The sequence below is a fragment of the Shewanella sp. LC6 genome (assembly GCF_006385735.2).
Lineage (GTDB): Bacteria > Pseudomonadota > Gammaproteobacteria > Enterobacterales > Shewanellaceae > Shewanella > Shewanella xiamenensis.
Genome location: NZ_CP043902.1, coordinates 1,592,340 through 1,616,321, shown reverse-complemented (window position 1 = coordinate 1,616,321; position 23,982 = coordinate 1,592,340). Strand labels below are relative to the sequence as shown.

20 protein-coding genes are annotated in these 23,982 nt (G+C 37.9%); all 20 read right to left on the bottom strand.

What is annotated here, in order from left to right; genetic code table 11:
• Positions 1–71: 71 nt before the first annotated feature.
• Entirely contained in the window at positions 72–2,012 is a 1,941-nt protein-coding gene (locus FJD32_RS07285) for a nucleoside-diphosphate sugar epimerase/dehydratase (RefSeq protein WP_140907858.1), read from the bottom strand.
• A 496-nt stretch (positions 2,013–2,508) separates the two neighbouring features.
• The gene (locus tag FJD32_RS07280) at positions 2,509–3,684 is read right to left on the bottom strand and encodes a DegT/DnrJ/EryC1/StrS aminotransferase family protein (protein WP_140907852.1); all 1,176 of its coding nucleotides are present in this window, start codon (positions 3,682–3,684) and stop codon (positions 2,509–2,511) included.
• A gap of 5 nt (positions 3,685–3,689) precedes the next feature.
• A complete protein-coding gene (locus tag FJD32_RS07275; protein WP_140907851.1) occupies positions 3,690–4,349 on the bottom strand; it encodes an acetyltransferase in 660 nt (219 codons plus the stop codon).
• The gene (locus FJD32_RS07270) at positions 4,339–4,953 is read right to left on the bottom strand and encodes a sugar transferase (RefSeq protein WP_140907850.1); all 615 of its coding nucleotides are present in this window, start codon (positions 4,951–4,953) and stop codon (positions 4,339–4,341) included. Before FJD32_RS07270 ends, FJD32_RS07275 begins: the two co-directional genes overlap by 11 nt.
• A 30-nt stretch (positions 4,954–4,983) precedes the next feature.
• Positions 4,984–6,150 (bottom strand): nucleotide sugar dehydrogenase, encoded by a 1,167-nt coding sequence (locus tag FJD32_RS07265; RefSeq protein ID WP_140907849.1) that lies wholly within the window; start codon positions 6,148–6,150, stop codon positions 4,984–4,986.
• A gap of 17 nt (positions 6,151–6,167) precedes the next feature.
• The gene (locus FJD32_RS07260) at positions 6,168–7,394 is read right to left on the bottom strand and encodes a glycosyltransferase family 4 protein (RefSeq protein WP_140907848.1); all 1,227 of its coding nucleotides are present in this window, start codon (positions 7,392–7,394) and stop codon (positions 6,168–6,170) included.
• Positions 7,395–7,412: 18 nt separating this feature from the next.
• Positions 7,413–8,186, bottom strand: coding sequence for a glycosyltransferase (locus FJD32_RS07255; protein ID WP_140907847.1), 774 nt, complete (start codon positions 8,184–8,186; stop codon positions 7,413–7,415).
• A 194-nt stretch (positions 8,187–8,380) separates the two neighbouring features.
• Positions 8,381–9,253 (bottom strand): glycosyltransferase, encoded by an 873-nt coding sequence (locus tag FJD32_RS07250; protein WP_140907846.1) that lies wholly within the window; start codon positions 9,251–9,253, stop codon positions 8,381–8,383.
• 108 nt (positions 9,254–9,361) lie between these two features.
• Complete coding sequence (locus tag FJD32_RS07245) at positions 9,362–10,450, bottom strand: EpsG family protein (protein WP_140907845.1); 1,089 nt, start codon at positions 10,448–10,450, stop codon at positions 9,362–9,364.
• Between the two features lie 634 nt (positions 10,451–11,084).
• Positions 11,085–12,497, bottom strand: a complete 1,413-nt coding sequence (locus FJD32_RS07240; RefSeq protein WP_140907844.1) for a lipopolysaccharide biosynthesis protein — start codon at positions 12,495–12,497, stop codon at positions 11,085–11,087.
• Positions 12,498–12,597: 100 nt separating this feature from the next.
• Positions 12,598–13,638, bottom strand: a complete 1,041-nt coding sequence (locus FJD32_RS07235; protein ID WP_140907843.1) for a TDP-N-acetylfucosamine:lipid II N-acetylfucosaminyltransferase — start codon at positions 13,636–13,638, stop codon at positions 12,598–12,600.
• A gap of 50 nt (positions 13,639–13,688) precedes the next feature.
• Positions 13,689–14,819: a dTDP-4-amino-4,6-dideoxygalactose transaminase gene (rffA, locus tag FJD32_RS07230; RefSeq protein WP_140907842.1), complete on the bottom strand. Its 1,131-nt coding sequence runs from the start codon at positions 14,817–14,819 to the stop codon at positions 13,689–13,691.
• Complete coding sequence (locus FJD32_RS07225; protein WP_140907841.1) at positions 14,806–15,375, bottom strand: acyltransferase; 570 nt, start codon at positions 15,373–15,375, stop codon at positions 14,806–14,808. The genes rffA and FJD32_RS07225 overlap by 14 nt, the downstream gene beginning before the upstream one ends.
• A 7-nt stretch (positions 15,376–15,382) precedes the next feature.
• A complete protein-coding gene (gene phbB / locus FJD32_RS07220) occupies positions 15,383–16,114 on the bottom strand; it encodes an acetoacetyl-CoA reductase (RefSeq protein ID WP_140907840.1) in 732 nt (243 codons plus the stop codon).
• Positions 16,115–16,134: 20 nt separating this feature from the next.
• On the bottom strand, positions 16,135–17,007 hold the full coding sequence (rfbA, locus tag FJD32_RS07215) for a glucose-1-phosphate thymidylyltransferase RfbA (RefSeq protein WP_140907839.1): 873 nt from the start codon (positions 17,005–17,007) through the stop codon (positions 16,135–16,137).
• A gap of 1 nt (position 17,008) precedes the next feature.
• Positions 17,009–18,097 (bottom strand): dTDP-glucose 4,6-dehydratase, encoded by a 1,089-nt coding sequence (gene rfbB / locus FJD32_RS07210; RefSeq protein ID WP_140907838.1) that lies wholly within the window; start codon positions 18,095–18,097, stop codon positions 17,009–17,011.
• A gap of 228 nt (positions 18,098–18,325) precedes the next feature.
• Positions 18,326–20,560 (bottom strand): polysaccharide biosynthesis tyrosine autokinase, encoded by a 2,235-nt coding sequence (locus FJD32_RS07205; protein WP_140907837.1) that lies wholly within the window; start codon positions 20,558–20,560, stop codon positions 18,326–18,328.
• Positions 20,561–20,575: 15 nt separating this feature from the next.
• Complete coding sequence (locus FJD32_RS07200; RefSeq protein WP_115018270.1) at positions 20,576–21,010, bottom strand: low molecular weight protein-tyrosine-phosphatase; 435 nt, start codon at positions 21,008–21,010, stop codon at positions 20,576–20,578.
• Positions 21,011–21,032: 22 nt separating this feature from the next.
• Entirely contained in the window at positions 21,033–22,145 is a 1,113-nt protein-coding gene (locus tag FJD32_RS07195) for a polysaccharide export protein (RefSeq protein ID WP_115018267.1), read from the bottom strand.
• Between the two features lie 1,042 nt (positions 22,146–23,187).
• The gene (rfaH, locus tag FJD32_RS07190) at positions 23,188–23,688 is read right to left on the bottom strand and encodes a transcription/translation regulatory transformer protein RfaH (RefSeq protein ID WP_140907836.1); all 501 of its coding nucleotides are present in this window, start codon (positions 23,686–23,688) and stop codon (positions 23,188–23,190) included.
• Between the last annotated feature and the right edge of the window lie 294 nt (positions 23,689–23,982).

Here is a 23,982-nt window from a genome sequence, read left to right as displayed (position 1 = left end):
GCCAAATCCATGGGGATTTGGCTTTTAAAAAGATTTAACTTTGCAACATCTAAACGACATAAGACATTGAATCAAGAAACTAACGTTACCACTTTCGGTTTTGTATCAGCTGGTTTAAATAATTTCCTTTGCTGCCAAACTAGATCACAAATACCATCAGTTGGGGCGAAACCGGTTGGCGCCGCAAGTAAAATCTCACGGATCGCCTCATGGTTGAACTCATGGCATGCTTTGTCTAAACGATTAAGAATTAACTCTAATTCGGACCATGGCAGATAAATTTCATTCGCTGTCATAATCCGCTCATGGTCTGTACCTGTTACATCATCGCCAATCAGTAACTCTTCATACAATTTTTCACCAGGACGAAGGCCGGTAAATTCAATAGCGATATCACCATTGGGATTTGCTTCATCCTTCACATCATAACCACTTAAGCGGATCATTTTAGCTGCGAGATCAACGATTTTGACCGATTTTCCCATATCAAGTACAAAGACATCGCCGCCTTTACCCATAGCACCCGCTTGAATAACCAGCTGTGATGCTTCTGGAATCGTCATAAAAAAGCGGGTTATTTCAGGATGAGTAACAGTTACCGGACCGCCATTAGCGATCTGCTTACGGAACAATGACACAACTGAACCAGAAGACCCTAGCACATTACCAAAACGCACCATACAAAAACGCGTTTGATGCACCTCTTTTGCTAATGCTTGCAATGCCAGTTCCGCCATACGTTTAGTGGTACCCATCACATTTGTAGGGCGCACGGCTTTATCGGTAGAGACCAAAACAAAGGTTTCTACATTTGCCGCAATCGCCGCTCTCGCGGTATACAAAGTACCAAATACGTTATTGCGAACACCTTCAACCACATTATGCTCAACTAGAGGCACATGCTTATAAGCTGCGGCATGGTAAACCGTTTGCACTTTAAACGCCTGCATTACCGCTTGCACACGGTTTTCACGCTGAACAGAACCCATGATAGGGACAATTTCAACATCAATACCAAGCTCATTAGCAGTCGCAGAAAGTTCACGGTCAATCGAATAAAGTGCGAACTCCGATAACTCGAATAAAACTAATTGCTTAGGTTGCTGCTTTAAAATCTGGCGGCATAACTCAGAACCAATAGAGCCACCAGCACCTGTAACCATAACCACTTTATTCTTGATATTCGCAGTCAATAAATGCTGTCTTGGGGCAACAGAATCACGCCCCAATAAATCTTCAATTTCGACTTCTTTAACGTCACTAAATAACTTATCACCACTGACTAAATCAGCCATCGCGGGCAATGTCATCACCTTAACGCTAAGCGGCTCAAGCTGATTGATAATCTCTTGCCTGCGAGAGCGTGAGGCACTTGGCATCGCTAACAATACTCGTGCAGTGGCTTTTTGCTTAATTAACTTACGTAATTCCTGTGGTGCATGCACATGTAGGCCCTGGATCACGGTACCTTGCAACGATTCATCATCATCAACAAAAGCGATTGGATGATATTCATGGCTTTGCGCTAGCGCAATTGCCGTTTGGCGGCCGCTCACACCGGCACCATAAATTATCACAGGTTCACCACGACGATTCATACCCGCACCAACTAAAGACCGCATAAGCGAGCGCGCGCCGCCAACAAACACTAGCGCAAAGGCAGCATAAATAAAGGGAACGGTACGAGGTAAATCAACACCGCCATAATAGGCTAGTAAAACAAGGGCTATGGTAGAAATAACTACACCCGCAACGATAGCAGTAAACGCTTGCGAGCCGATATAACGCAGCACTGCGCGATACAGCCCCAACCGCACAAAACCAGCAATACTAATGGGTATTGTTAATGCTATTAGCCCCCAATATTGGGCCTTGAGTAATACTTCAACAGAGTCTAAACGCACCAATAACGCAAACCAAAAGGCAAACAGCAGAAAAACAGAGTCAATAGCGACACTGACCACACGCTTTTGTGACCGTTTTAACGAGAATAAAAACTGCAAAAATTCCATCTTTTGCTCCAATGACATTTTCTTCATAAGTTAACCAATAACACTGTCGTGTACACGACGCCGCCCGATACATCAGGGAGCCGCATTATAGCACCCTGATAGGATTTAAGATGCAACACCGTGGCACCGTCTGAGAGGTATTCAACAGTTCACCACATTCATTTCTTAAAAAGGGTCGAATGTAGCGTTACCACACTCAACATTTTGGCTACGCAAACCAAGCAGGGAAGGATGCATCCTTCGCGAGTAAACCACAACCAGATCTTGCCACCTAAAAACACCGCTCAACGCACCAGCCACCGACTGACTGACTCATAGAGCTCGCGGCGAAAATAGGCTCCGAAATCGGCGCAACATGGCAGAACACATCGCTGCACAAAACAGCCCTGAGACAGTTTTTTCGGCTGTTCATCAAATTTGAGACAGATCCCAAAAACGCTAAACGTTACAAAACAACCGCCTAGCGTTAAAGCACAAATAGATAAGCCTAAAGGGACTACTTTTGAGCAGACTGAAGCACTGAACGAATAACATCGCAGCTTTTTTGCATTTCTGCTGCAGTTAATGTTGGATGAACAAGGAACATTAAACTGGTTTCACCGAGCTGCACAGCATTGGGTAAGCGCTCAGCAGGGCGCCACGGCGTGTTATCAAAAGCTTTTTCAAGATAAATTTCTGAACAACTGCCTTGATAAGCTGGCACGCCCGCTGCGTTGATTTCCTCAACGATGCGATCACGGCTCCAACCTTCTTTAAGTTGGTCAGGGTTGACGAATAGATAATGCTTGTACTCTGCGTGTTCAATGTAATCCGCGACTTCCACACAACGCACAATGGCTAAATCCGCTACCGCTTGATCAATCAGTTTGCCGTTGTGCTGGCGTTTTGCAGTCCAATCCGCCATACGTTTAAGCTGAATACGGCCCAACACGCCTTGGATCTCAGTCATGCGCCAGTTGGTGCCAAAACTTTCATGCAACCAGCGAAACCCAGGGGGATGCTGCCGATTATAAATTGCATCATAACTCTTACCATGATCTTTATAAGACCACATGGTTGACCAGAGTGAATGATCGTTGGTCGTCACCATGCCACCCTCACCGCCAGTGGTCATGATTTTATCCTGGCAGAATGACCACGCACCGATATGGCCAATGGTGCCGACACTGCGGCCTTTATATTTGGCACCGTGCGCTTGAGCACAATCTTCAATGACGAAAAAACCACGCTCAGCCGCTAGCGCCATAATCGCGTCCATTTCGGCTGGCATACCTGCTAAATGCACCACAATCACCGCTTTGGTTTTTTCGGTGACGACGGCAGCAATAGATTCTGCAGTGATGTTTTGGCTGTTGAGATCGACATCAGCAAACACTGGATGAGCACCTGCAGTCACAATCGCAGAAGCAGAAGCCAAAAAAGTACGCGACGTGGTGATCACTTCATCACCTGCGCCAACGCCTAACGCTTTTAACGCCACATCCAGTGCAAGCGTGCCGTTACCCAGCGCAATGGCGTATTCGCAACCAGCCCAAGTTGCGAACTCTTTTTCCAACTCGCGGCATTCGTTGCCCGTCCAGTAATTGACTTTATTTGACAGCAGCACACGGCTGACTGCATCGGCCTCTTCTTGGGTAAAGCTCGGCCAAGGGGAAAATTGCGTATTTAACACTGTCATTATTCCTTACGACAAATGGGTTTGGCGGGAACACCCGCCACAGTCTGATTATCTAAAACGTTATTTATTACTGTTGCACCCGCACCAACAACAGCATTTGAACCAATGTTGATAAGTTGCTTGATATTAACGCCAATTCCAAGCCAACTCGCCTCCCCCACAGAAACACCTCCGGCAAGATGTGCCCCTGGGCTAATGTGCACACCATCAGCAATCACACAATCATGATCCACTGTTGCGGCAGTGTTGATGATACAGGCTTTGCCAATGCAGCTAAATGGATTAATCACCGCTCCAGCCATTACCACAGTGCCACACTCGAGATGAGCATAACGACTGATGATCGCGCTTGGGTGAATCAAAGGCAAACAGTGCGCCCCTTGGACAAAGAGTTGATGGTATTTCTCTAAACGAGTGGCGTTATGGCCTATAGCAACAACCACATTGGAGTAGTTAGCCACATGATTGATTAAAGCATTGCTGTTACCCAATACTGGCCAATGTTCGACTTGCTTGAGCTCTGGCCAGCGATCATCATAAAAATGAATATCAGGATAACCATTGAGCTCAGCCATTTCAGCAATCACTTTACCGTGGCCACTGGCACCGAGAATCGCGCAGGGTCCAAGCGATTGTTTATTAAGGGGCTTAGCGTTCATTGCCAGTGCCTTGCTGCGCTTGCCCTGTGAATGGGGCAATGGTGACATGACCATCGGCCGAAATGCCTTCTTTGACAAATACCTTTTTAACCGTTAACAATAAAATTTTGAAATCAAGCCAAAAAGAACAATTATCTACATACCAAACATCGAGTTTAAATTTCTCTTCCCAACTAATGGCATTGCGGCCATTAATTTGCGCCCAACCAGTAACCCCCGGACGCACTTCGTGGCGGCGTGCTTGCTCTGGGCTATAAAGAGGCAGATATTGCATCAACAGTGGACGCGGGCCAACCAAGCTCATCTCCCCTTTGAGCACATTCCACAACTCGGGCAACTCATCTAGGCTTGAGTTACGCAGTTTATTGCCAAACGAAGTCATGCGCTCAGAATCTGGCAATGGGTTGCCCATGGCATCAACGGCATCTTTCATGGTACGAAACTTCACCATATCAAAAGGCTTGCCATGTAAGCCCGGACGCGTTTGGCGAAACAAAACCGGTGAGCCAAGGTTTTTGCGTATTTTCCATGCTACCAACGCAATAATAGGTGAGAGCAGGATCAGTGCTATGAGTGAAACCAAAAAATCGAACAGCCTTTTCATTATTTACCCATAAAATTCAGAACCATTAAGTTAATCGCTACCAAACAAGTCGCGGGTATACACTTTATCAGCTACATCCGCCAGTTCTTTGGCCATTCGGTTTGACACAATCACATCGGCAAGCGCTTTAAAAGCGGTCAAATCAGTCACAACACGAGAATGGAAAAACTCTTTCTCTTTTAGTACTGGCTCATACACAATCACCTCAATACCTTTAGCTTTAAGACGTTTCATAATCCCTTGAATACTTGAGGCTCTAAAGTTATCAGACCCCGATTTCATAATTAGGCGGTAAATGCCTACGACCTTAGGATTACGGCTTAAAATAGAGTCAGCAATAAAGTCTTTACGGGTAGTGTTTGATTCAACGATTGCACCAATAATACTATTAGGAACATCGGTATAGTTAGCGCGAAGTTGCTTTGTATCTTTCGGTAAACAGTAACCACCATAACCAAAGGATGGATTATTATAGTGATTACCAATACGCGGATCTAAACACACCCCTCCAATAATTTGGCGCGAATCTAAACCATGAGTCTCAGCATAAGTATCAAGCTCATTAAAGTAAGCAACTCGCATGGCTAAGTAGGTATTAGAGAATAACTTAACCGCTTCGGCCTCGGTCGAATCCGTAAATAACACTTGAATATCTCGTTTAACCGCGCCTTCAACTAAAAGATTAGCAAACACCTTTGCGCGTTCACTGCGCTCACCCACGATAATCCGTGAAGGATGCAAATTATCATAAAGCGCTTTACCCTCACGCAAAAATTCTGGCGAAAACAGAATATTATTGCAATTAAATTTTTGCTTAACCTTAGCGGTAAACCCCACAGGCACGGTGGATTTAATCACCATAACAGCATTAGGATTGATGGCTAACACGTCTTGAATAACCGATTCAACAGAGGAAGTATTAAAGTAATTAGTTTTTGGGTCGTAATCCGTTGGAGTTGCAATGATCACAAACTCAGCATCTTGATAAGCAAGTTGCTTATCCAAAGTAGCTATTAAATTAAGCTCTCGATGTGCTAGAAAATCTTCAATCTCAGCATCAACAATCGGTGATTTGCGAGCGTTGATTATCTCCACTTTATTCGCGATAACATCAACCGCAGTAACTTGATGATGCTGAGATAATAACACTGCATTAGAAAGACCAACATAACCAGTACCTGCAATAGCAATTTTCATTAAATTCTTACCTAAAATTAATCATTTACAGCTTGTAATAATGCACTTTCTAATTTTGAAGCCATAATATCTCTAGAATATTCATTATACGCAAGATGACGACAACTCATTTTTGCATTTTGATATTTATCATCATCAAATAAAAACTCATTTAATAATGCAGCTGATTTAGAAAAATTATTGGCATCCAAAACTATACCACACTGATTTTTCTGTATTAACTCATGTTGCCAACCGCCATAATTAATGGCTATTGGGGTTCCTGCAGCTAGCGCATCAAACAATTTATTGGCTGAGTTATGCCACATCTCTTTAATGGGGCCAAACAATGACAATGCCAAATCAGCAGCAGACAACAAACTCACAATCTCAGTTTTAGGTACGGGTTCTAAAACATAGAAATTTATCCCTAGAACCCCTTTTTCTTTGGCATATGCAAGTACATCATTTTTTTGCATACCATCACCGATTGCGACAAAACATAAATGCATATTGGCCTCTAATGCAGCATGAGCAATATCTACCATATATTTAACATTATTAATAACACCAAAAGTGCCTGTATATACGACTAATTTACGTTGACCAACAAAAGAAAGCTTTTCAGTTCTATAGATATTACCAACATTGGGTTCAACATCGAATAATGCCGTATCACAACTATTAGTTGCAAGAATAACTCGCTCAGATTCAATACCTGTTCTAACAATTCCATCACACATACCAGGGGATAAACCCACTAATCTTTTAGAGCTCTTATAAGCAAAAAGCTCTAACCACTTTGCAATCTTGATCACAAATGGATTTTTTATCGCACCAATAGCAATGGGCAATTCAGGCCACAAATCGCGAACTTCAAAAACCATGGGGACGCTTTTCAGCTTTGAATAAATAATACCAGGAATTGCAATTGTCAATGGCGTGCTAGTAGCGAAAACCACGTCAGCTTTGATCGAAAGCGACTTTAACGTAGACCTAATTGAAAAGTTTATAAACTTCAAAATTCGTTTTAAAAAACTATCTTTATTAGAGTAATTAAGGTGTAACACATGTAATTTAATGCCGTCAATTTCAATTAAGTTCCACCCCTTTCGTAAATTATAATTATCAGAAAAAAAGGCCGAACTAGTCACAAATGTAACATTATGGCTATTTTTAACTAATCGTCTCGCCATTTCGTAAGAGCGCGTCCCCGCATTCGATTCCGGAGTGGCGAAGTACTGGTGAAGATATAGAATATCCATTCTTTTATTATCCTAGTTTTATGATAAAAAACCCTTAATGAGTAACTTGAGATTTTTCAAAAAATTAAATTTACTCTTGATAGTGAAAGTCCATTTAAAAATCAAAATCAATGCTATAGGAAAAGAAAAGTTTTTAAGGAAATAACCTTTTGCCTGTAAGTTTTTAACGTAATCTACATTACGGTTTTCTGGTAAAGTGGTATGATAACAAAGCGTTTGGCTGCAAAAATTGATATTAGCGCCGCTATCAAAGCTATCCAACATAAACTTATTCTCTTCACAACAAGGTAATTCAGTACCCAACCCTAGCCTTTCATCAAATGCTATTGAATTTTCTTTGACAAAGTTTACTTTTGCTATGATTTCTATTGACGAAACTTTTAAAGATAATAATCGAGTGAACCTTGAATAACCAACATAATTTTTATAATACTTTTCACAATTTTCTAGAGAGCCAATTCTAATAAGCGCAATATCAATATTATTAGTCAATGAAGACTCTAAGAAAGAAGATAACTGAATTTCATTTATTGAGAAATCATCGTCTTGAAACCAAATCCACTCAGTAAATGTTTCTTTAATTGCAACATTTCTGCTTTTACTTAAACCTTTACTTGTAAGTTTAATAACTTTAATACCATCAATAAAAGTATTTCCATACTCATCCTCCAACTGTGATATAACTAAAAAACTTACTTTTTTTTTAGTTATATCATTTAAAGCATTTATTTTTTTTATAACAGCATTCCGCTGAGCTTTAACTGTAGATATGGCAATTGTTAATTTTCTCATTCATCCCCTTAAATAAAAAGCATTTAACTTTAAAATATATCCATTAAAAGACAACTGCGCAACTTAAATTAAGTATACGTTTCAAAAGGTTTCACAATCAAATAAATTCTGGAGCATTAAATTATTTTTAATAACAATAAATACAACCACCTTCAATAAAATCAATTAACAACACTGAACACTCTCTCTAAAAATCATGTTCTTTTATATCTTCTCCACCTCGCCCCTAAACTGTAAAAATTTATATTAATGTAGGTAGCTAAAGCTGTTTTAAAATTTAGTTTATTAACATTTAATATCAAATCAATAAAGTTAAACGGTCCTTTTTCTAATTTTTTCTTCATAATGAACATTGACTGACTGTGTTTCTTTGACATATACCCTTTATGCTTATTTATAAATAGCTCTAAAGCCATCAACCTTTTATTATTATTATTTGATATACGCTCCTGTTCATGGCCTGTGTGCCACACATAAGTAGACTGTTTTATTTTTTTACATTGACCGAACTCATAGACAAGACGAACCCATGTATCATAGTCTTGAAAAGCGGGAAATGATTCATCAAAACCATTTATCCTTTGCAATCTTGAAGTTAATGTAAAAACTTGATTGCCTACCTTGTTGTAATGAAGCAAACTGTCAAGACTAATTATTCCACAATCTAACGCATGCTCAATTACACAACCGCCAGTATTTTCCAGTAAACTGCAGGCAACAAAGGCATATTTTTCATCAAATGCTGCAAGCAAACCTTCAATATGAAGCGGCATAAACTCATCATCATCATCTAACCCCGTTATAAATACTCCATTGGCTTCAGCAATAGCTTTATTTCTTGAAGCACAGGCACCGCTGTTCTTTTCATTCTGATAAAACCGAATACGGGGATCGGTTTTAGAAATGGCCATTAGATATTCAATTGTTTCATCAGATGAACAATCATCAACAACAATTAGCTCAAAATTTGAATATGTTTGAGCAATAACTGAATTAACAGCTCGTTTTAAAAGCTCAACTCTATTAAATGTTGCCATATATATAGTGATTAAAGGTTTTTTTTTCATTTAAGTTCTCTTATTATTTTTAAATGACTTAACTTTTTTGAGTTGGTATATACTAATAGTTAAAGTCAAACATCATTAAAAATAGATATAAAAACACTTGGCGCCCCTTCATTTTTGTCTATATTTACTATCAGAATACAGGCTATAGGGAGCAAAAGAAAAATCAGGTATACCATTTCCGGTCTGAACTCTATTATCTCTCTCTTGCACTACAAACTTTATCGAAATATATCCAAGCCATAAGCATAATAAAAAAATTGATAGGAATTGGGGCTGGCTTCTAAAGTCCTTCACATTAAACGATTTTTCATACAACGTCAGATAAGCTAAAACAGTGAATGTTATAAAATAAAGTCTATAGGCAATATCGGAAAAAGAAGATGAAAAAAAAGCGATACTAAAGACAGATAAAGCAACAATGAGCTGAAAGCTTTTTTTCTTATTATATAGAAAAGTTAGCCATAAAAAACACAACAAAGCAAAAACTAGAAAAGGAAAATTAAAACTACTCCTATCCAATAAATTATACCCTAAAATTTTATTATTTATTAAATCACCAAAAGATATAGCTATTCCAGCTCCAATGCCTACGAATACACCAACAATAACTATATAATGCCGCGGCTTCAATTTTAAGGAAACCAGTAACACAGGTAAAAAAATCAAAGCACTAAAATGAGAAAACAAAGCTAAAATATAAAATATTATACTTTTTTTACTATCATTATTCACTACACGTAAAGAGCATAGAAAAAACAAAAGTGCCAGTGATGCTCTCAACACATTAAAGTGGTAATCTAAGTAAATAATTACAATATAAATAGCTAGGAAAGTTGAACGATGATACATTTCTTTTGTCGCATAAGATAACAATATGGTCTGTAATAAAGAAATGAGGAGTAAGAAACCAGTGTAACCAAAAAAATGATCAAAAATCAATTTATACGGATACATAATTAAATACAGAATAGGCTCTGCACGGTTTAATTGAAAAAGAAAGGCTTCGGGGCTAGTCAACGAGTCATATTGAAGCTGATAACTATAAGTATCTTGGCCTACATCCCCTCTTAAACCAGCGATAAGAAAAATAATAAAAAAGAATAAAAAATAGAATAAGCTATGATACTTATCTCCTTTTCTACTTGCTAAGTACAAAATAAAAAAAAGGAAAATAGCTAATAAAAAATAAAAAATCATAAAATCCAGAAATAACGTATAAGAAATAAAACATACTCGAAAAAATAATTAGCCATAATATACAACCAAAAACTCTTTCACCCTAAAAAATAGTAAAAGCAACACATTTTGCTCTTATTATAAATATCAAGAGTAAAATGAACTTGCTTTGGTATATTAAAATCCCGCTCCCAGTATAAGAAAAACAACATTATTACTGTTTAAACAGCCTTTCCATAAAGGTACTTTTTCACAAACTGAATAACCGTTATTTCCCCCGCACCTTCTAAGTGCTTCACAATCTTTGGCCTATAATGATAGCCTTGTTAAGCAACTAAAGCGATAGTTTCTTTATTGAAATCCTTAATGCAAATATTGTATTGTCTTTTTTATCCAAAAAACATTAAATAATTAGGATGTTTATCCTTATCGAACTACGCTCTAGATCATTACATAACCTAATTTAGTATAACCATTTTCTCAATATATCACCCTTCCGTTTAGAAGTTCTAAATAAAAAAGAGTACATATAAAAACATTACCGACTAAAAAAAGCATTTTATTATATAAATAATGCATACCACAAGCCAATAAATTCTATTAGTGTACATTTATACACAAACCAATCTCAACCAAGAAATTCTGGACGATTTTATTATTTAATCTTACTGCGTGTAATCCAATTTTTAATTTCAAAAACTTCATTTTTAAAAAAAACAAATACACTGCATAACATAATCAACCAAAATAATTTTAATTCAATAGCATATATCTCACCATATATGCTATTTATTACTGCACCGATAACCAACAAAGAAGTATAAGTATATAACATAAAGCGAGGTAGGGGTCGCCATAGATATATAGCGAACTCAGTTCTAAGTAAAAAGAAAAACCAAAATGATACACAAGTGCTTACAGCTGCCCCGGCGGATCCCAATTTAGGGATTAGCCACCAATTTCCAAGTAAGTTTATGACAAGAGCTAACACTGCAGCGAGCATTGCAAAACCTGAACGACGAGTAACACCAATCCCCACTACCGTTGTCTCTGAAAGAGTATAAAGTAATGGAAACCCCAAACATGGTATTAAAATCCATTGAACAGCATTGTAATTACTAGGTAACATAAAGGTTACAACCCACGAAAATAAACCGGCCAAGCAAAAGAGTACGATAACAGCTAATAATACATAACGGTTTACTTTATATATTTTATCGAAGTTCTCGCCAGCTGCGGCCCACTTATAAACTGTAGGAGCCCAAATAGTTGAAAAAACACTTTGAAATATAGTCGCAGCAGCAGCAAAACTAACAGCAACCGAATAAAGCCCTAATTGCTCAAAATCTGACAGTTCTTTTAGTAAAATTTTATCTGTTGCTGTGAGCCCCCAAAAAGCTAAACCACCAAAAATAAGTGGTGCACCAAAACTGATAAGACTTTTTAAATAGCTGTAGTCAATATTTTCTTTTATACCTAACAACCATTCATTACGAGTATTCCACGCATATATCACACATGTAAATAATATAGCTGACACATTAGCTAATACAAGGTTAGTTATATTTTTCGTTACAGAAAATACTACATACCCCCCAACAATTAAAATCAAAAGTAGTTTAGGGAGTAGCTGACTCATAGAATAAGCCAAACCTTGTTCATTCATACGTAAAATTAAAGATAAAAAGCGAGACAAAAAAGCTGATAAAACAACGACAGTAACAAGTAAGCTAAGCAATAAGCTGTCAACCTCAAACAGCCAGCGCGAGATAATATTATCAAAATAAAGTAGTGATAACAGTGTAATAATTAAAAGTAACAACCCCGGTAGAAGTGTAATTTTAAACAATGCAGGTTTATTTTTTGCTTCATGAAATTCGCGCACATATGCTTGGTCAAGACCTAAACTGAACAGTAAGATACTAAAGCTAATTACAACGTTTAGCATAGCTAAACGACCAATGTCTTCTTGTGAAAAAAACCATGTAATAATGGGCAAAGCAATAAACCCTAACGCAGCCCCAGCAACAGGACCTAATGCAAATGCTGCTATTTTTTTTGGAGTCATAACCTTTTATTTTTTACCACGCTTTTAATTTCATGAAATTTTTGTATGATGAATTTTTTGTATGATGAATATTGTAGAAAATTTGCATACATTAAACAAATTATAGTTCAAACAACTTAGCAAGTTGATTTTTATAATTTTTTTGAGAGAAGTATTCTTTTACGATCTTTATATTTTCTTTTGTTTCGTAACGCTCTAAGCTATTAAACATTTCTACATCACCAATTTTAATACCTTTCGTCTCAAAAAATTGCCATTGAGAAGTATCACTACGAAGGTAAACCGTTTTCCCAAGACCCAACAACGTAATAGTATTACCCATTGCTTGTTGGCGTTTATGATTAAAAATAGCAATATCGATTGAGCCTAAAAAAGATAAGTATTCTTCAAATGGCATAAATTCTCTAAGGGGCTTAAATTTATCACCAAACAATTCTTTACCTTGCGTTATTACCTGCTTGGCATATTCTTTGGAACCATATGATAAAGGTACAAAGATACATATATCCTCATCCTTGAAAGGTAGTAACTTTTCAAGCGCCTCAATATGATTATTGCTTGGATCAGCTGAATTACCTACTTGAATATTAATACTCGTTTTTTTATTTTCAGATACTTCATACTCTTTGTATAAATTACTAGTGTACATTAAACATTCTTGGTATTTGCCTGTTGCGCCATACCACTTTCTAGCAAGCGCTATATCACCTTCAATATAAGTAACTAGGTGACCAATTCTTTTTATCACAGGGCGCCGAAAAAATTCATTTATTTGCCATTTTTTATTACGTTTACCAAGTTGATATGTATATAAATCGCCTCCCCATATAACCCAACAGCATTTTTTTAGTAACCATGGAGCGAAAAACAAGATCTGAACAATTTTTATATTAAATAAAGCATGTACAATAACCTTATCAGCTTGGTGCATTTCTATAATTAAATGAAAGTAATGTTTCAGCTTTGAAAAAGTAGAGTTACCAGAAAAATAGATATTACTACTACTCTGAAGTTCACCTGAAGCCATCCCACTATTAATTATAAAATCATGCTCCTCGGAATTAAAATTTTCATTAACAAACTGAATATAAGGCGGAATAAACTTATCACAACCCGCAATATGTAATATTTTTTTTGACATTTATCACCTAAGCAGTATTTATAAGCTATTTTTAGAACTGTAATAATGTTTTAGCGCTTAAGAAAAAACATCCTGACAGCTTTAACCACACTCTGCTGCTCATCATCGGTCATTCCAAAATAGATAGGTAAACGTACTAACTTTGCACTTTCCTTAGTTGTGTAGTGGTCGTCACCAATAAACTCACCAAATTGCTTACCAGCGGGACTTGAGTGAAGAGGTATATAATGAAAAGGAGTAACAATATTATATTCTTTCATGAAAGATATGAATCTAACTATCTCCTCGCTAGAGGCTAATTTTATATAAAACATATGTGCATTATGCTTTAAATCATTAGGTATGTGCGGGAGCTGTTCTGGTAGCAATAACTTACTAAACTCAGTGTAATAGTTATTCCATAAAGCCAGACGAAATTCATTAATAGTAGATGCAGATTCTAGTTGCGCAAAAAGGTAAGCTGCCTGCAATTCACTAGGTAAAAAACTTGAGCCGATATCTTGCCAAGTATATTTATCAACTATACCGTGTAAAAATTGGCTTCGATTAGTGCCTTTTTCACGTATAATCTCAGCTCGAGCAACCAATTTAGTGTCATTAATTAATATTGCTCCGCCTTCACCACCCGATGAATAATTTTTAGTTTCATGAAAGCTATAACAGCCAATGTGACCTATCGCTCCTAATGCTCGTCCCTTATAGGTAGACATCACACCTTGAGCAGCATCCTCTATTACCCAGAGTTCATGTTTTTCAGCAATGGCTAATATAGCATCCATTTCACATGCAACACCAGCGTAATGCACGGGCACTATCGCACGAGTTTTAGATGTGATGGCTGCTTCGATTAATGATTCATCTATGTTCATGGTATCGGGGCGTACATCAATAAAAATGACTTTTGCACCTCGCAGTACAAATGCATTTGCGGTAGATACAAACGTATATGAAGGCATAATCACTTCATCACCTTCTTTTATATCTATTAATATTGCCGCTAATTCCAATGCAGCTGTACATGAGGGAGTTAGTAATGCTTTTGTTGTGTTGAAGCTGTCTTCAAACCATTTTTCGCATTTTTTAGAGAAGTAACCATCGCCGCATAACTTGTCTGATGCAATCGCTTGCTCGATATACGCTAATTCTGTACCAACTTTAGGAGGAATATTAAAAGGAACCATTGCTATCTCTTAAAAATTCAATTTCTAGTTCAAGTAAATTTTTCTTTCTTTCTTTTACACGCTTTGCTGGATTTCCAACGTAAATCCCCCAAGGCTCAGTAGTTTTGTTAACTAGAGACATGGCACCTACAGAGCAGCCCTCTGCAAGCTTTACTCCTGGAAAAACAATTGATCCTGCACCGACAATTACATGCTTAGCTAAATGCACATGTTTTTTCGTCTCTTTTTTATATTTAGTCGGTATTGTAGGGTTTGTTAAAGTTCGACCAGAGTAATCATCTGACTGACTGAATACTTGTACTTGATAAGCTAAACCTGAAAAGTCATCCATTTGAATACCTTTCTCACCGCCAGCAACTAGACAAAATGGTGCTATATGGACAAATTGACCTATTTTTACATTACCTGAAATAACACAAAAATCATCAATTCGGCTGTTATTACCAATCTCAATTTGATCTGGGTTATATATTGAAGCTTTGTCGCTAATTTTGACATTCTTACCAAGCGCTTTAAAGCCAAAACTTTGTAATTCAATATCTGTTAAATATGCCATTTTATAATTACCCTATGAATAAGCCGCCATTTACAGGAATATTCGCACCTGTAATGTATGAGCAACAATCACTCGCAAGAAATGAAGCTACATTAGCAATTTCTTTTGGTTCAGCCAGTCGCCCTAGTGGAATGTTGTCTTTTATGCCTTGCAATATATCAGCTCTAATATTCTTCATCATTTCGGTGTTTGTATAACCCGGGGATATTGTATTAACTAAAATATTACTTCTAGCGCCTTCTTGCGCTAATGCCATTGTAAATCCATGGACACCAGCCTTCGAAGATGAATAATTTACTTGACCTGCCTGTCCCTTTTGACCATTAACAGATGAAATGTTAATTATTTTTCCACCGCCGTTCTCTTTCATTATTTTATATATTGGTTGTGTAATATAAAATAATGAATTTAGATTAGTATCGATTACACTTTTCCAACATTCCAATGACATTTTATGAAAAAAACTATCACTTGTAATACCTGCATTATTTACAAGTAAATGAACTGAACCTTCAAGCTCACTAATTTTAGCAATCATCTCTTCAACAGCTAATAAACTTGTGACGTCGCACTTAAATAAGCGACAATCATTTGATAGAGAATTTACCCAAGAATCATTTGCTTCTTGATTATCAGCCCTTGAAATACCAACAATAAAAAATCCATCCTGACTTAGCTTCTGGGATATAGCTAAGCCAATACCTCTTGTAGCACCAGTTACTACGGCTATTTTTTTCATAACTAACTCACTTTATAATTTCAGCTAGCAATACTTTTTAAATACTGCCCGTAACTATTTTTTTCTAGTGGCTTAGCTAGTCTTAAAACTTCTTGCTTTGTTAACCAGCCATAATTTAATGCAATTTCTTCTAGGCAAGCTATTTTATACCCTTGTCGCTTTTCAATAGTCTCTACAAATTGAGCCGCTTCAAGTAAGCTTTCATGCGTGCCAGTATCAAGCCAAGCAAAGCCGCGACCAAGTATTTCAACATTAAGCTTATTTTGCTTTAAATAAATTTCATTTAAGCACGTTATCTCTAGCTCACCTCTATGCGAGGGCTTAACTTTTTTTGCTATTTCTACAACAGAATTATCGTAAAAATATAAACCGGTTACTGCTAAATCAGACTTTGGTTTAGCTGGCTTTTCTTCAATGGAAATAGCCTTTTGGTTCTCATCAAATTCAACAACACCAAAACGTTCCGGATCTTTTACTTGATAGCCAAATACAGTCGCCCCTAGTCCGTTCTTAGCATTCTCAACCGCATGCTTTAACTTAGGTGAAAACCCTTGCCCATAAAAAATATTATCGCCTAGCAATAAACAAACGTCGTCAGAACCAATAAACTCTTCACCTAAAATAAACGCTTGAGCCAAGCCATCTGGGCTTGGTTGTATCGTGTAACTAAGCTCAATGCCAAAGCGTGAGCCATCACCTAATAATCGTTTAAATGATTCTTGATCTTCAGGTGTAGTAATAATTAAGATTTCACGTATTCCCGCTAACATCAACACAGAAAGCGGATAGTAAATCATTGGCTTATCATAAATTGGGAGTAACTGCTTGGATACACCCATAGTAATAGGATAAAGGCGTGTACCGGAGCCTCCGGCAAGGATAATTCCTTTCATGCTATTTTCCTTTAGCTGTCATATTTATTTCGCCCAGACGCTCACGCTGATATGAACCATCTTGTACGTTTTGACACCACGTTTGATTATCTAAATACCATTGAACGGTTTTACGTAGGCCTGTTTCAAATGTTTCAACAGGAGTCCAGTTTAGCTCTATGCTCATTTTCGATGAGTCAATCGCATAACGACGGTCATGGCCTGGACGATCTGTTACATAAGTGATTTGTTCTGCATACGGCGTATCTTTTGGTACAAGAACATCTAAAATATTGCAGATAGTCTGTACGACTTCGAGATTTTGCTTCTCGTTATGACCACCAATGTTATAAGTTTCGCCAACCAAACCTTCAGTTACCACCTTGTAGAGTGCACGAGCATGATCTTCTACATAGAGCCAATCACGAATTTGATCTCCTTTGCCATAGATTGGTAATGCCTTACCTTCTAATGCATTTAAAATCACTAAAGGGATTAACTTTTCAGGGAAGTGATATGGACCATAGTTGTTAGAGCAGTTAGTTACTAGCGTTGGTAAGCCATAAGTACGTAACCATGCTCTTACTAAGTGATCGCTTGAGGCTTTTGAAGCAGAGTAAGGGCTGCTTGGTTCGTAAGAAGTTGTTTCAGTAAATAATGGAAGCGGTCCTTCTTGCTCATCGGGATGCGGTAAATCACCATACACTTCGTCTGTTGAGATATGATGAAAACGAAATACTTTTTTAGGATCTTCGGCTAACGTATTCCAATAAGCACGCGTTGCTTCAAGAAGCGTATAAGTACCTACGATATTGGTTTGAATAAAATCAGCTGGGCCGGTAATTGAACGGTCTACATGGGACTCTGCCGCCAAATGCATTACTGCATCAGGTTTATATTGTGAAAAGACTCTATCCAGCTCAGCACGGTCACAAATATCAACTTGCTCGAAAACATATCTTTCATTTTTGTCTACGCTTGCAAGTGACTCAAGATTGCCTGCATAAGTTAATTTATCAACATTGATTACGCTATCTTGAGTATTTTTTATAATATGGCGAACAACTGCTGAGCCAATAAAACCTGCTCCACCTGTAACTAGAATTTTCATTTTTGAATACCAAATTCGATGAGCTTAGCCATAATAAATAGCTATCTTAAAGTTATAAATACTGAAAATTTTCATTTTCGTATCTCAGCCTTTAAAACCATGCTGAGACACATTTTATCCATTTTGAGACAGTCTAATCTCCGCTATCTTTTGTAACTACTTGGTCTTGCTGCTTTCTTGAAACAGTCCCAACAGGCTCATTTTTTTAAAAAATTTATCTATAAAATGTTAGTTTTTATCCGATTTATATTCATAATTATAGTAACCATAATACCCATAGGCGTTACTGGCTTTTTTCAAAACACCGTTGAATACAACGCCTTTAACATCAATGCCATTCTGTTCAAAGCGATTTCGAGTCAATTCTATTTCACGTAAATGGTTCTGGCCAAAGCGGGTAATCAATAACGTCGTACCCGTATGAGCACTGACTATCGCTGGATCGGTCACAGCTAGAATCGGCGGCGTATCAATAATCACTAAATCGTAGGCAGAACTGACTTCAGCCACCAATCTACTGAAATTAGCATGCATTAATAATTCAGAAGGATTCGGTGGAATTTGACCACGGGTTATCACACTTAAACCTTCTACAGTACTTGGCTTGGTAACTTGCGCTAAGTTTAAACGACCGGACAAGTAATCACTTAGACCTTCATCCCATTTCAGACCAAACTGAGTTTGCAAATAACCTTTGCGCATGTCCGCATCGATAATTAGGACTCGCTTACCACTTTGAGCTAACACAGCAGCTAAGTTGACGGAAATAAAAGACTTACCTACGCCAGGGCTTGGACCAGAGATTGCAATAATGTTATTTTTAGCTTCCATCATGGCAAAATGCAAACTGGTGCGTAAGCTGCGTAATGCCTCGATGGATAAATCAGCAGGATTATTGATTGCTAGAATTGATTTTGCTTTAGCAACAGACTTTGACTTACGTGATTTACTGAAACCGAAGAGCTTATCCTGATTTTCTGAATAGGGCACACTTGCATAAACTGGTAAGCCTATTGCCTCAATCTCACTAGGGTCTTCAATGCCTCTATGCAAAGCTTTTTGCACTAGCACAATAGCAACAGCAAACATGCCACCCATCAGAGTTGCCAATACGACAATTAAAGGTTTCTTTGGTTTTACAGGCTTTGAAGTATTGACTTCTGCAGAATCGATAACACGTACATTACCAACGGTTCCCGCACGGACAATATCTAGCTCTTGCACTTTGCCCAATAGCATAGTGTAAATTTGATTACTCACTTCAACATCGCGTTTAAGGCGCAATAGTTCTTGCTGAGTTTCAGGCAAGTTACCTACCTCACCAACTAAACGCTTTTTCTGTTCATTAACCGCACTAATTTGCTCAACCAGACCTTGATAGACTGGATGGTCTTTTTTAAATTTAAGACCCATTTCTACTCGCTTAAGCTCAAGCTCTTGTAGTTGTGTCTCCAGTTTAACAACCTGCTCAAGTACACCTTGAGTTTCTAAAGTAATGTTAATTGATTGGCGCTTAATTTGGTAATCGTTAAAACGCTGCTCAGCGAACTCGAGTTGTTTTTTAATTTCAGGTAACTGAACCTCCAAAAACTCAAGTGATTTTTGTGCTTCAGCTGAATTACGTTCTACATTGCGTCGTACATATATTGCTGCGACTTTATTAAGTACTCGTTCAGCATAGCTTGGTTTGTCACTTTCTAAACTTAAGTTAACAATACCTGAGTCTTTACCTTTCTCACTAGCCCCTAGCGCCGCCTGCAAGTCTAAAATAGTATTCAACCTATCTTTGCGAGCTAGCGTGAATTCAGTACCAGGACGAGCATGAAGACTACGCACAGTTAAATTAAAACTCGCGTTATTGAGCTCCTCACCAACCTTACCTTTGAGTAATTGTTCTCCATCGCTATTCAGTAATATTATGCTGTTGTTCTCAAGAGCAACTAAAGTGAACTCCTTTCCGATAGCTGATGCTGGTACATCGAAACGAAAAATATCAATACGCTCTCCACCCCAAGCATAACTTGTGGCACCAAAACTTGGTTCAGCGATATCGTCTTCATTGATTGAAGAAAACTTTCTAAAAGCTCTCTCTCCGATAAGAGGAAATATTTTGGGTTCGGCAATAATATCAAGGTTCAGCGCATCGACAACCTCTCCAATGACTGAGCGCGATTTTAATAATTCAATTTCGGTAACGGCAGCTGAGGTACTCTCGAACATGCCCGCCATGTCGTCTAAGCCTGGGACTGAAGATCCGCCCTTTTCAACCTGAATCATTGCCGTCGCTTGATAAACAGGTGTAGAAAATATCGCATACGTCACGCCTATCAACATGAATAAGGCAGTAAGGCTAACAATAAAATATTTACGGTCTAACAATGCACCAAAAAGTGCCATCAAATCGATTTCTTGTGCTTGTTGTGCAAGATTATCAGTTTTCTTTGTTGTAGGCTGAACACTCATTAAATTGCCATTCCTTTATAGATACTTTTGCCAAGCGCTACAAGCGCTGTCGATTAATGCATATACGTGTTCAAAAGCTTCTTGGCTTTGACGATATGGATCGGGAATTTCTGCATTGTTTATCCATTTCCCTAATAAAAATGTTTTACCTCGGGCCTCAGGATAACGGCTGTGCAAATCATTTAAATGACGTTGTTCCATAACGAGAATAACACTATTAGAACCGACTAATTGCGATGATAATTGTTGGCCTTTATGCTCATCCATTACAACGCCATGACTTGCTGCAATTTTTTGAGCCATTGGATCAGCAGGCTTTCCTACTAATGCAGTTAAACCAGCAGATGATACCTTTATTTGTTTATCTGCTAGTTTAGCTTTTAATACATATTCAGCAGTTGGACTGCGGCAAATATTACCGGCACAAACAACTAAAATAGAATCAAACATAATTGATTACCCTATTCGAAAACTAATTGCCTATACTATTTACACGTTCAATTGAAGTCACAGAAGGCAAGAGTAGGCTAATTACGCGGTTCCAACGAGCCAGAGGTGCTGAAGTTACGTAGACAATATCGTGGGGTTGTAATTCGAACTGTTCCGCTAACACCATAGAAGCAATGTTTCTGGCATGTAATTGATAAACATCAGCCAGAATACCGCTTTGCTCATAATCACGTTTACGCAATACAAAAATGCCATTTGCATTTGCTGTATTCTCATTCAAGCCACCAGAATCACTTAATGCCTCAGCTAGATTGAGTCCATATCGATTAAGGGATACTGTTCCCGCTTTTTTAACATCACCTAATACAAACACTTTTTGTGTATCGTTGCGATTAACATGGACTATATCGCCATTTTGCAATAAACGGTTTTGCGAAATATCACCCTGAGCATAAAACTTATCTAACTGGATGGTTTCAGTCGTATCACCGCGAGTGAAGGTTACTGTTCGCCAATCCGCAGACTCAGATAAACCACCCGCTTGATTTAATGCATCGATTAGCGTTAATGGAATTTCGGTGACGGGATAAACGCCTGGTTTGGTGACTTCCCCTGTAATATAGGTTTTTTGGCTTCTAAACCCGACCACTTTTATATCGACTTGAGGATCTTCGATTACTTTACTTAAACGCTTAACTAACTCTTTATGAAGCTCTCTAACCGTTTTGCCAACTGCTGGAATATTTGGCGCATAAGCATAAGTAATTGTGCCGTCTTCTTGAACTCTAAAACCATCAAACTCCGCAGTACGTTGAACCGCCGCTGGAATCGTTAATTCAGGATGATCCCACACACCTATAGTTAACACATCACCTACACCTAATCTGTATTGATAATGGCTAGTATCAATACCCGCATTACTTGACATGGGTTTAGGAGTTTTGCGTAATTGATTTTGCTGTGAAATTAATGATGCATCAATGATTTGAATGTTAACTTTATCCAGATCTTTCTCAAGATTTTGAGTCTGCTCTCCGGATTCGATACCTTCAAAATGACTACCAGGCACAAGAGCGCATCCAGACATAGTCACAAGCACGAAAGATGTAATGAGTGTTTTGTAGCGAAACGTCATTGTAGGATCCCAATTATTAAATATTTCTATCAGTTATAGGCATGACTCACTACTCAATTGGTAGTGATTTTTAGTTTATACCTGTTTAAGGATTTGCAGATTGTTTGAGCAAGCAATATTAATCAAAGGAACCTAAATCGACGCGGTACATGACGCGGTGCACAAGGCAAAAATGCTTTACAGTTTAAACTAATTAATGTGCTCTAAATCTAGAACATACTTTGACCGCTTTGCATAAGCGGGTAGCATGGCTTTCATCAACCGTTTTCACAGGTACTATATCAGTACATACACGAAAGAAAGCTGTCTCCCTTTGCACACTTTCAAGTGAAGCTAGTCATCAATGCCTTTATCAATACATCCAGTATTTCGTATTGTGAGACAGCTAAAAATGTTAGTAACTGTTCCTAACAATTGCTTTCAGACACGCTACCGATCCGCGTGGCGGCCAGAAGCCTTCGGCGTTCGCTTAACGAATGAAACTATTCATTCGATGCCTTTCAGGCACGCTACCGCCCATAGATTGCGGCCCCTATATTGCCCTTCGCACTGCGAATATTTAAATTTTTCAATACTTTAAAAATAACTCAGTTAACAATGAAGTCTACTGTTCATGTAAATGATGTAAAGGTACTCCCTTCACACGCTAAGCATTCGGTAGCTTGTCATTATCTTCTAAGTGCTCAGTATTAAGAGTCAGAATCTAATACTTGCAGTTAAGGTTAAACCTCATACTGCAACAGCGTAAAATCAAGTAAAACTTTAGTTGTATAGTGAATTTTTAGCTACTATAAACTTGCCGCACATTGTACTGCCTAACCACTACATCGTTTGTTCAAAAAACCTGCACACGATTCATGTTTGATTTTTTATGACGCAAACTTTGTTATTTGCAAAGCGCGATTGTTAAAACAAAAAATAACATACTGAATATGTTAATATTTTAATTTCAATTCCTACTAGCCAGTAGAAATGACCTGTAGCAAATGTCTTACAAGACTCTAAGTAAAAATCCTACTTAGCAAGTAAAACCCGTTACTAATTACACCCGTTCAACCGAATGTTCCGGTACAGATAGAGTATTGATCTGGCCCATAATATTGAATAAAACGTGACAGCGTTTGTTTGCACATTTTTCTTGGAAAATGCCTTCTAAATCAACAAACGGACCATCTTTAAAGCGAATTTTTTCCCCGGTTTTTAGCTCTAATTCATTGTCTAAAACTGATAGGGATGGCGTTAATTCTTTCATGCGAATGGCGTGAATGATGCGGTCGTCAATTGGTGTCATTTTTTCTTGGCAATTGACGATACGACTCACACCACGGGTAGAGTGAACCTGCTTGACGCTAGTCTGGCTTGGGTCGAAATTGATAAACAAATAGTTTGGAAACAGAGGCACACGGCAGATCCGCTTCTGACCGCGTTGAGATTTCTCTTCAGAGACCATAGGTAAATAGGTCTCTAAATTTTGAAGTGCTAAGTTTTGTTGCGCTCTCGCTTCATTACGAGGCTTACAATACAAAAGGTACCATGCCTTCATTTGTTTATCTCATTACCCTATGTCAAGTGACGTCCATTCATGGGCGGCAATCATAACAAAGATGTTAATGTCGATGGAAGCAGTTTTTTGCCTTAAAACCCTTGCTGTTCGGTATCTAAACAAAGTACCGATATATTAGGAAAATCAACATAAATCAATATTTGGCGGCGAGTTGCAGATAATCTCACCAGTTAGCAAGTCAAAATTGACTTTAGTGACTTTTAAAGGGTATATAAGGTGGGAATTTTAGCGAAAATATCCTAATTAGCGCTTAAAATATTACTTTTATTATAA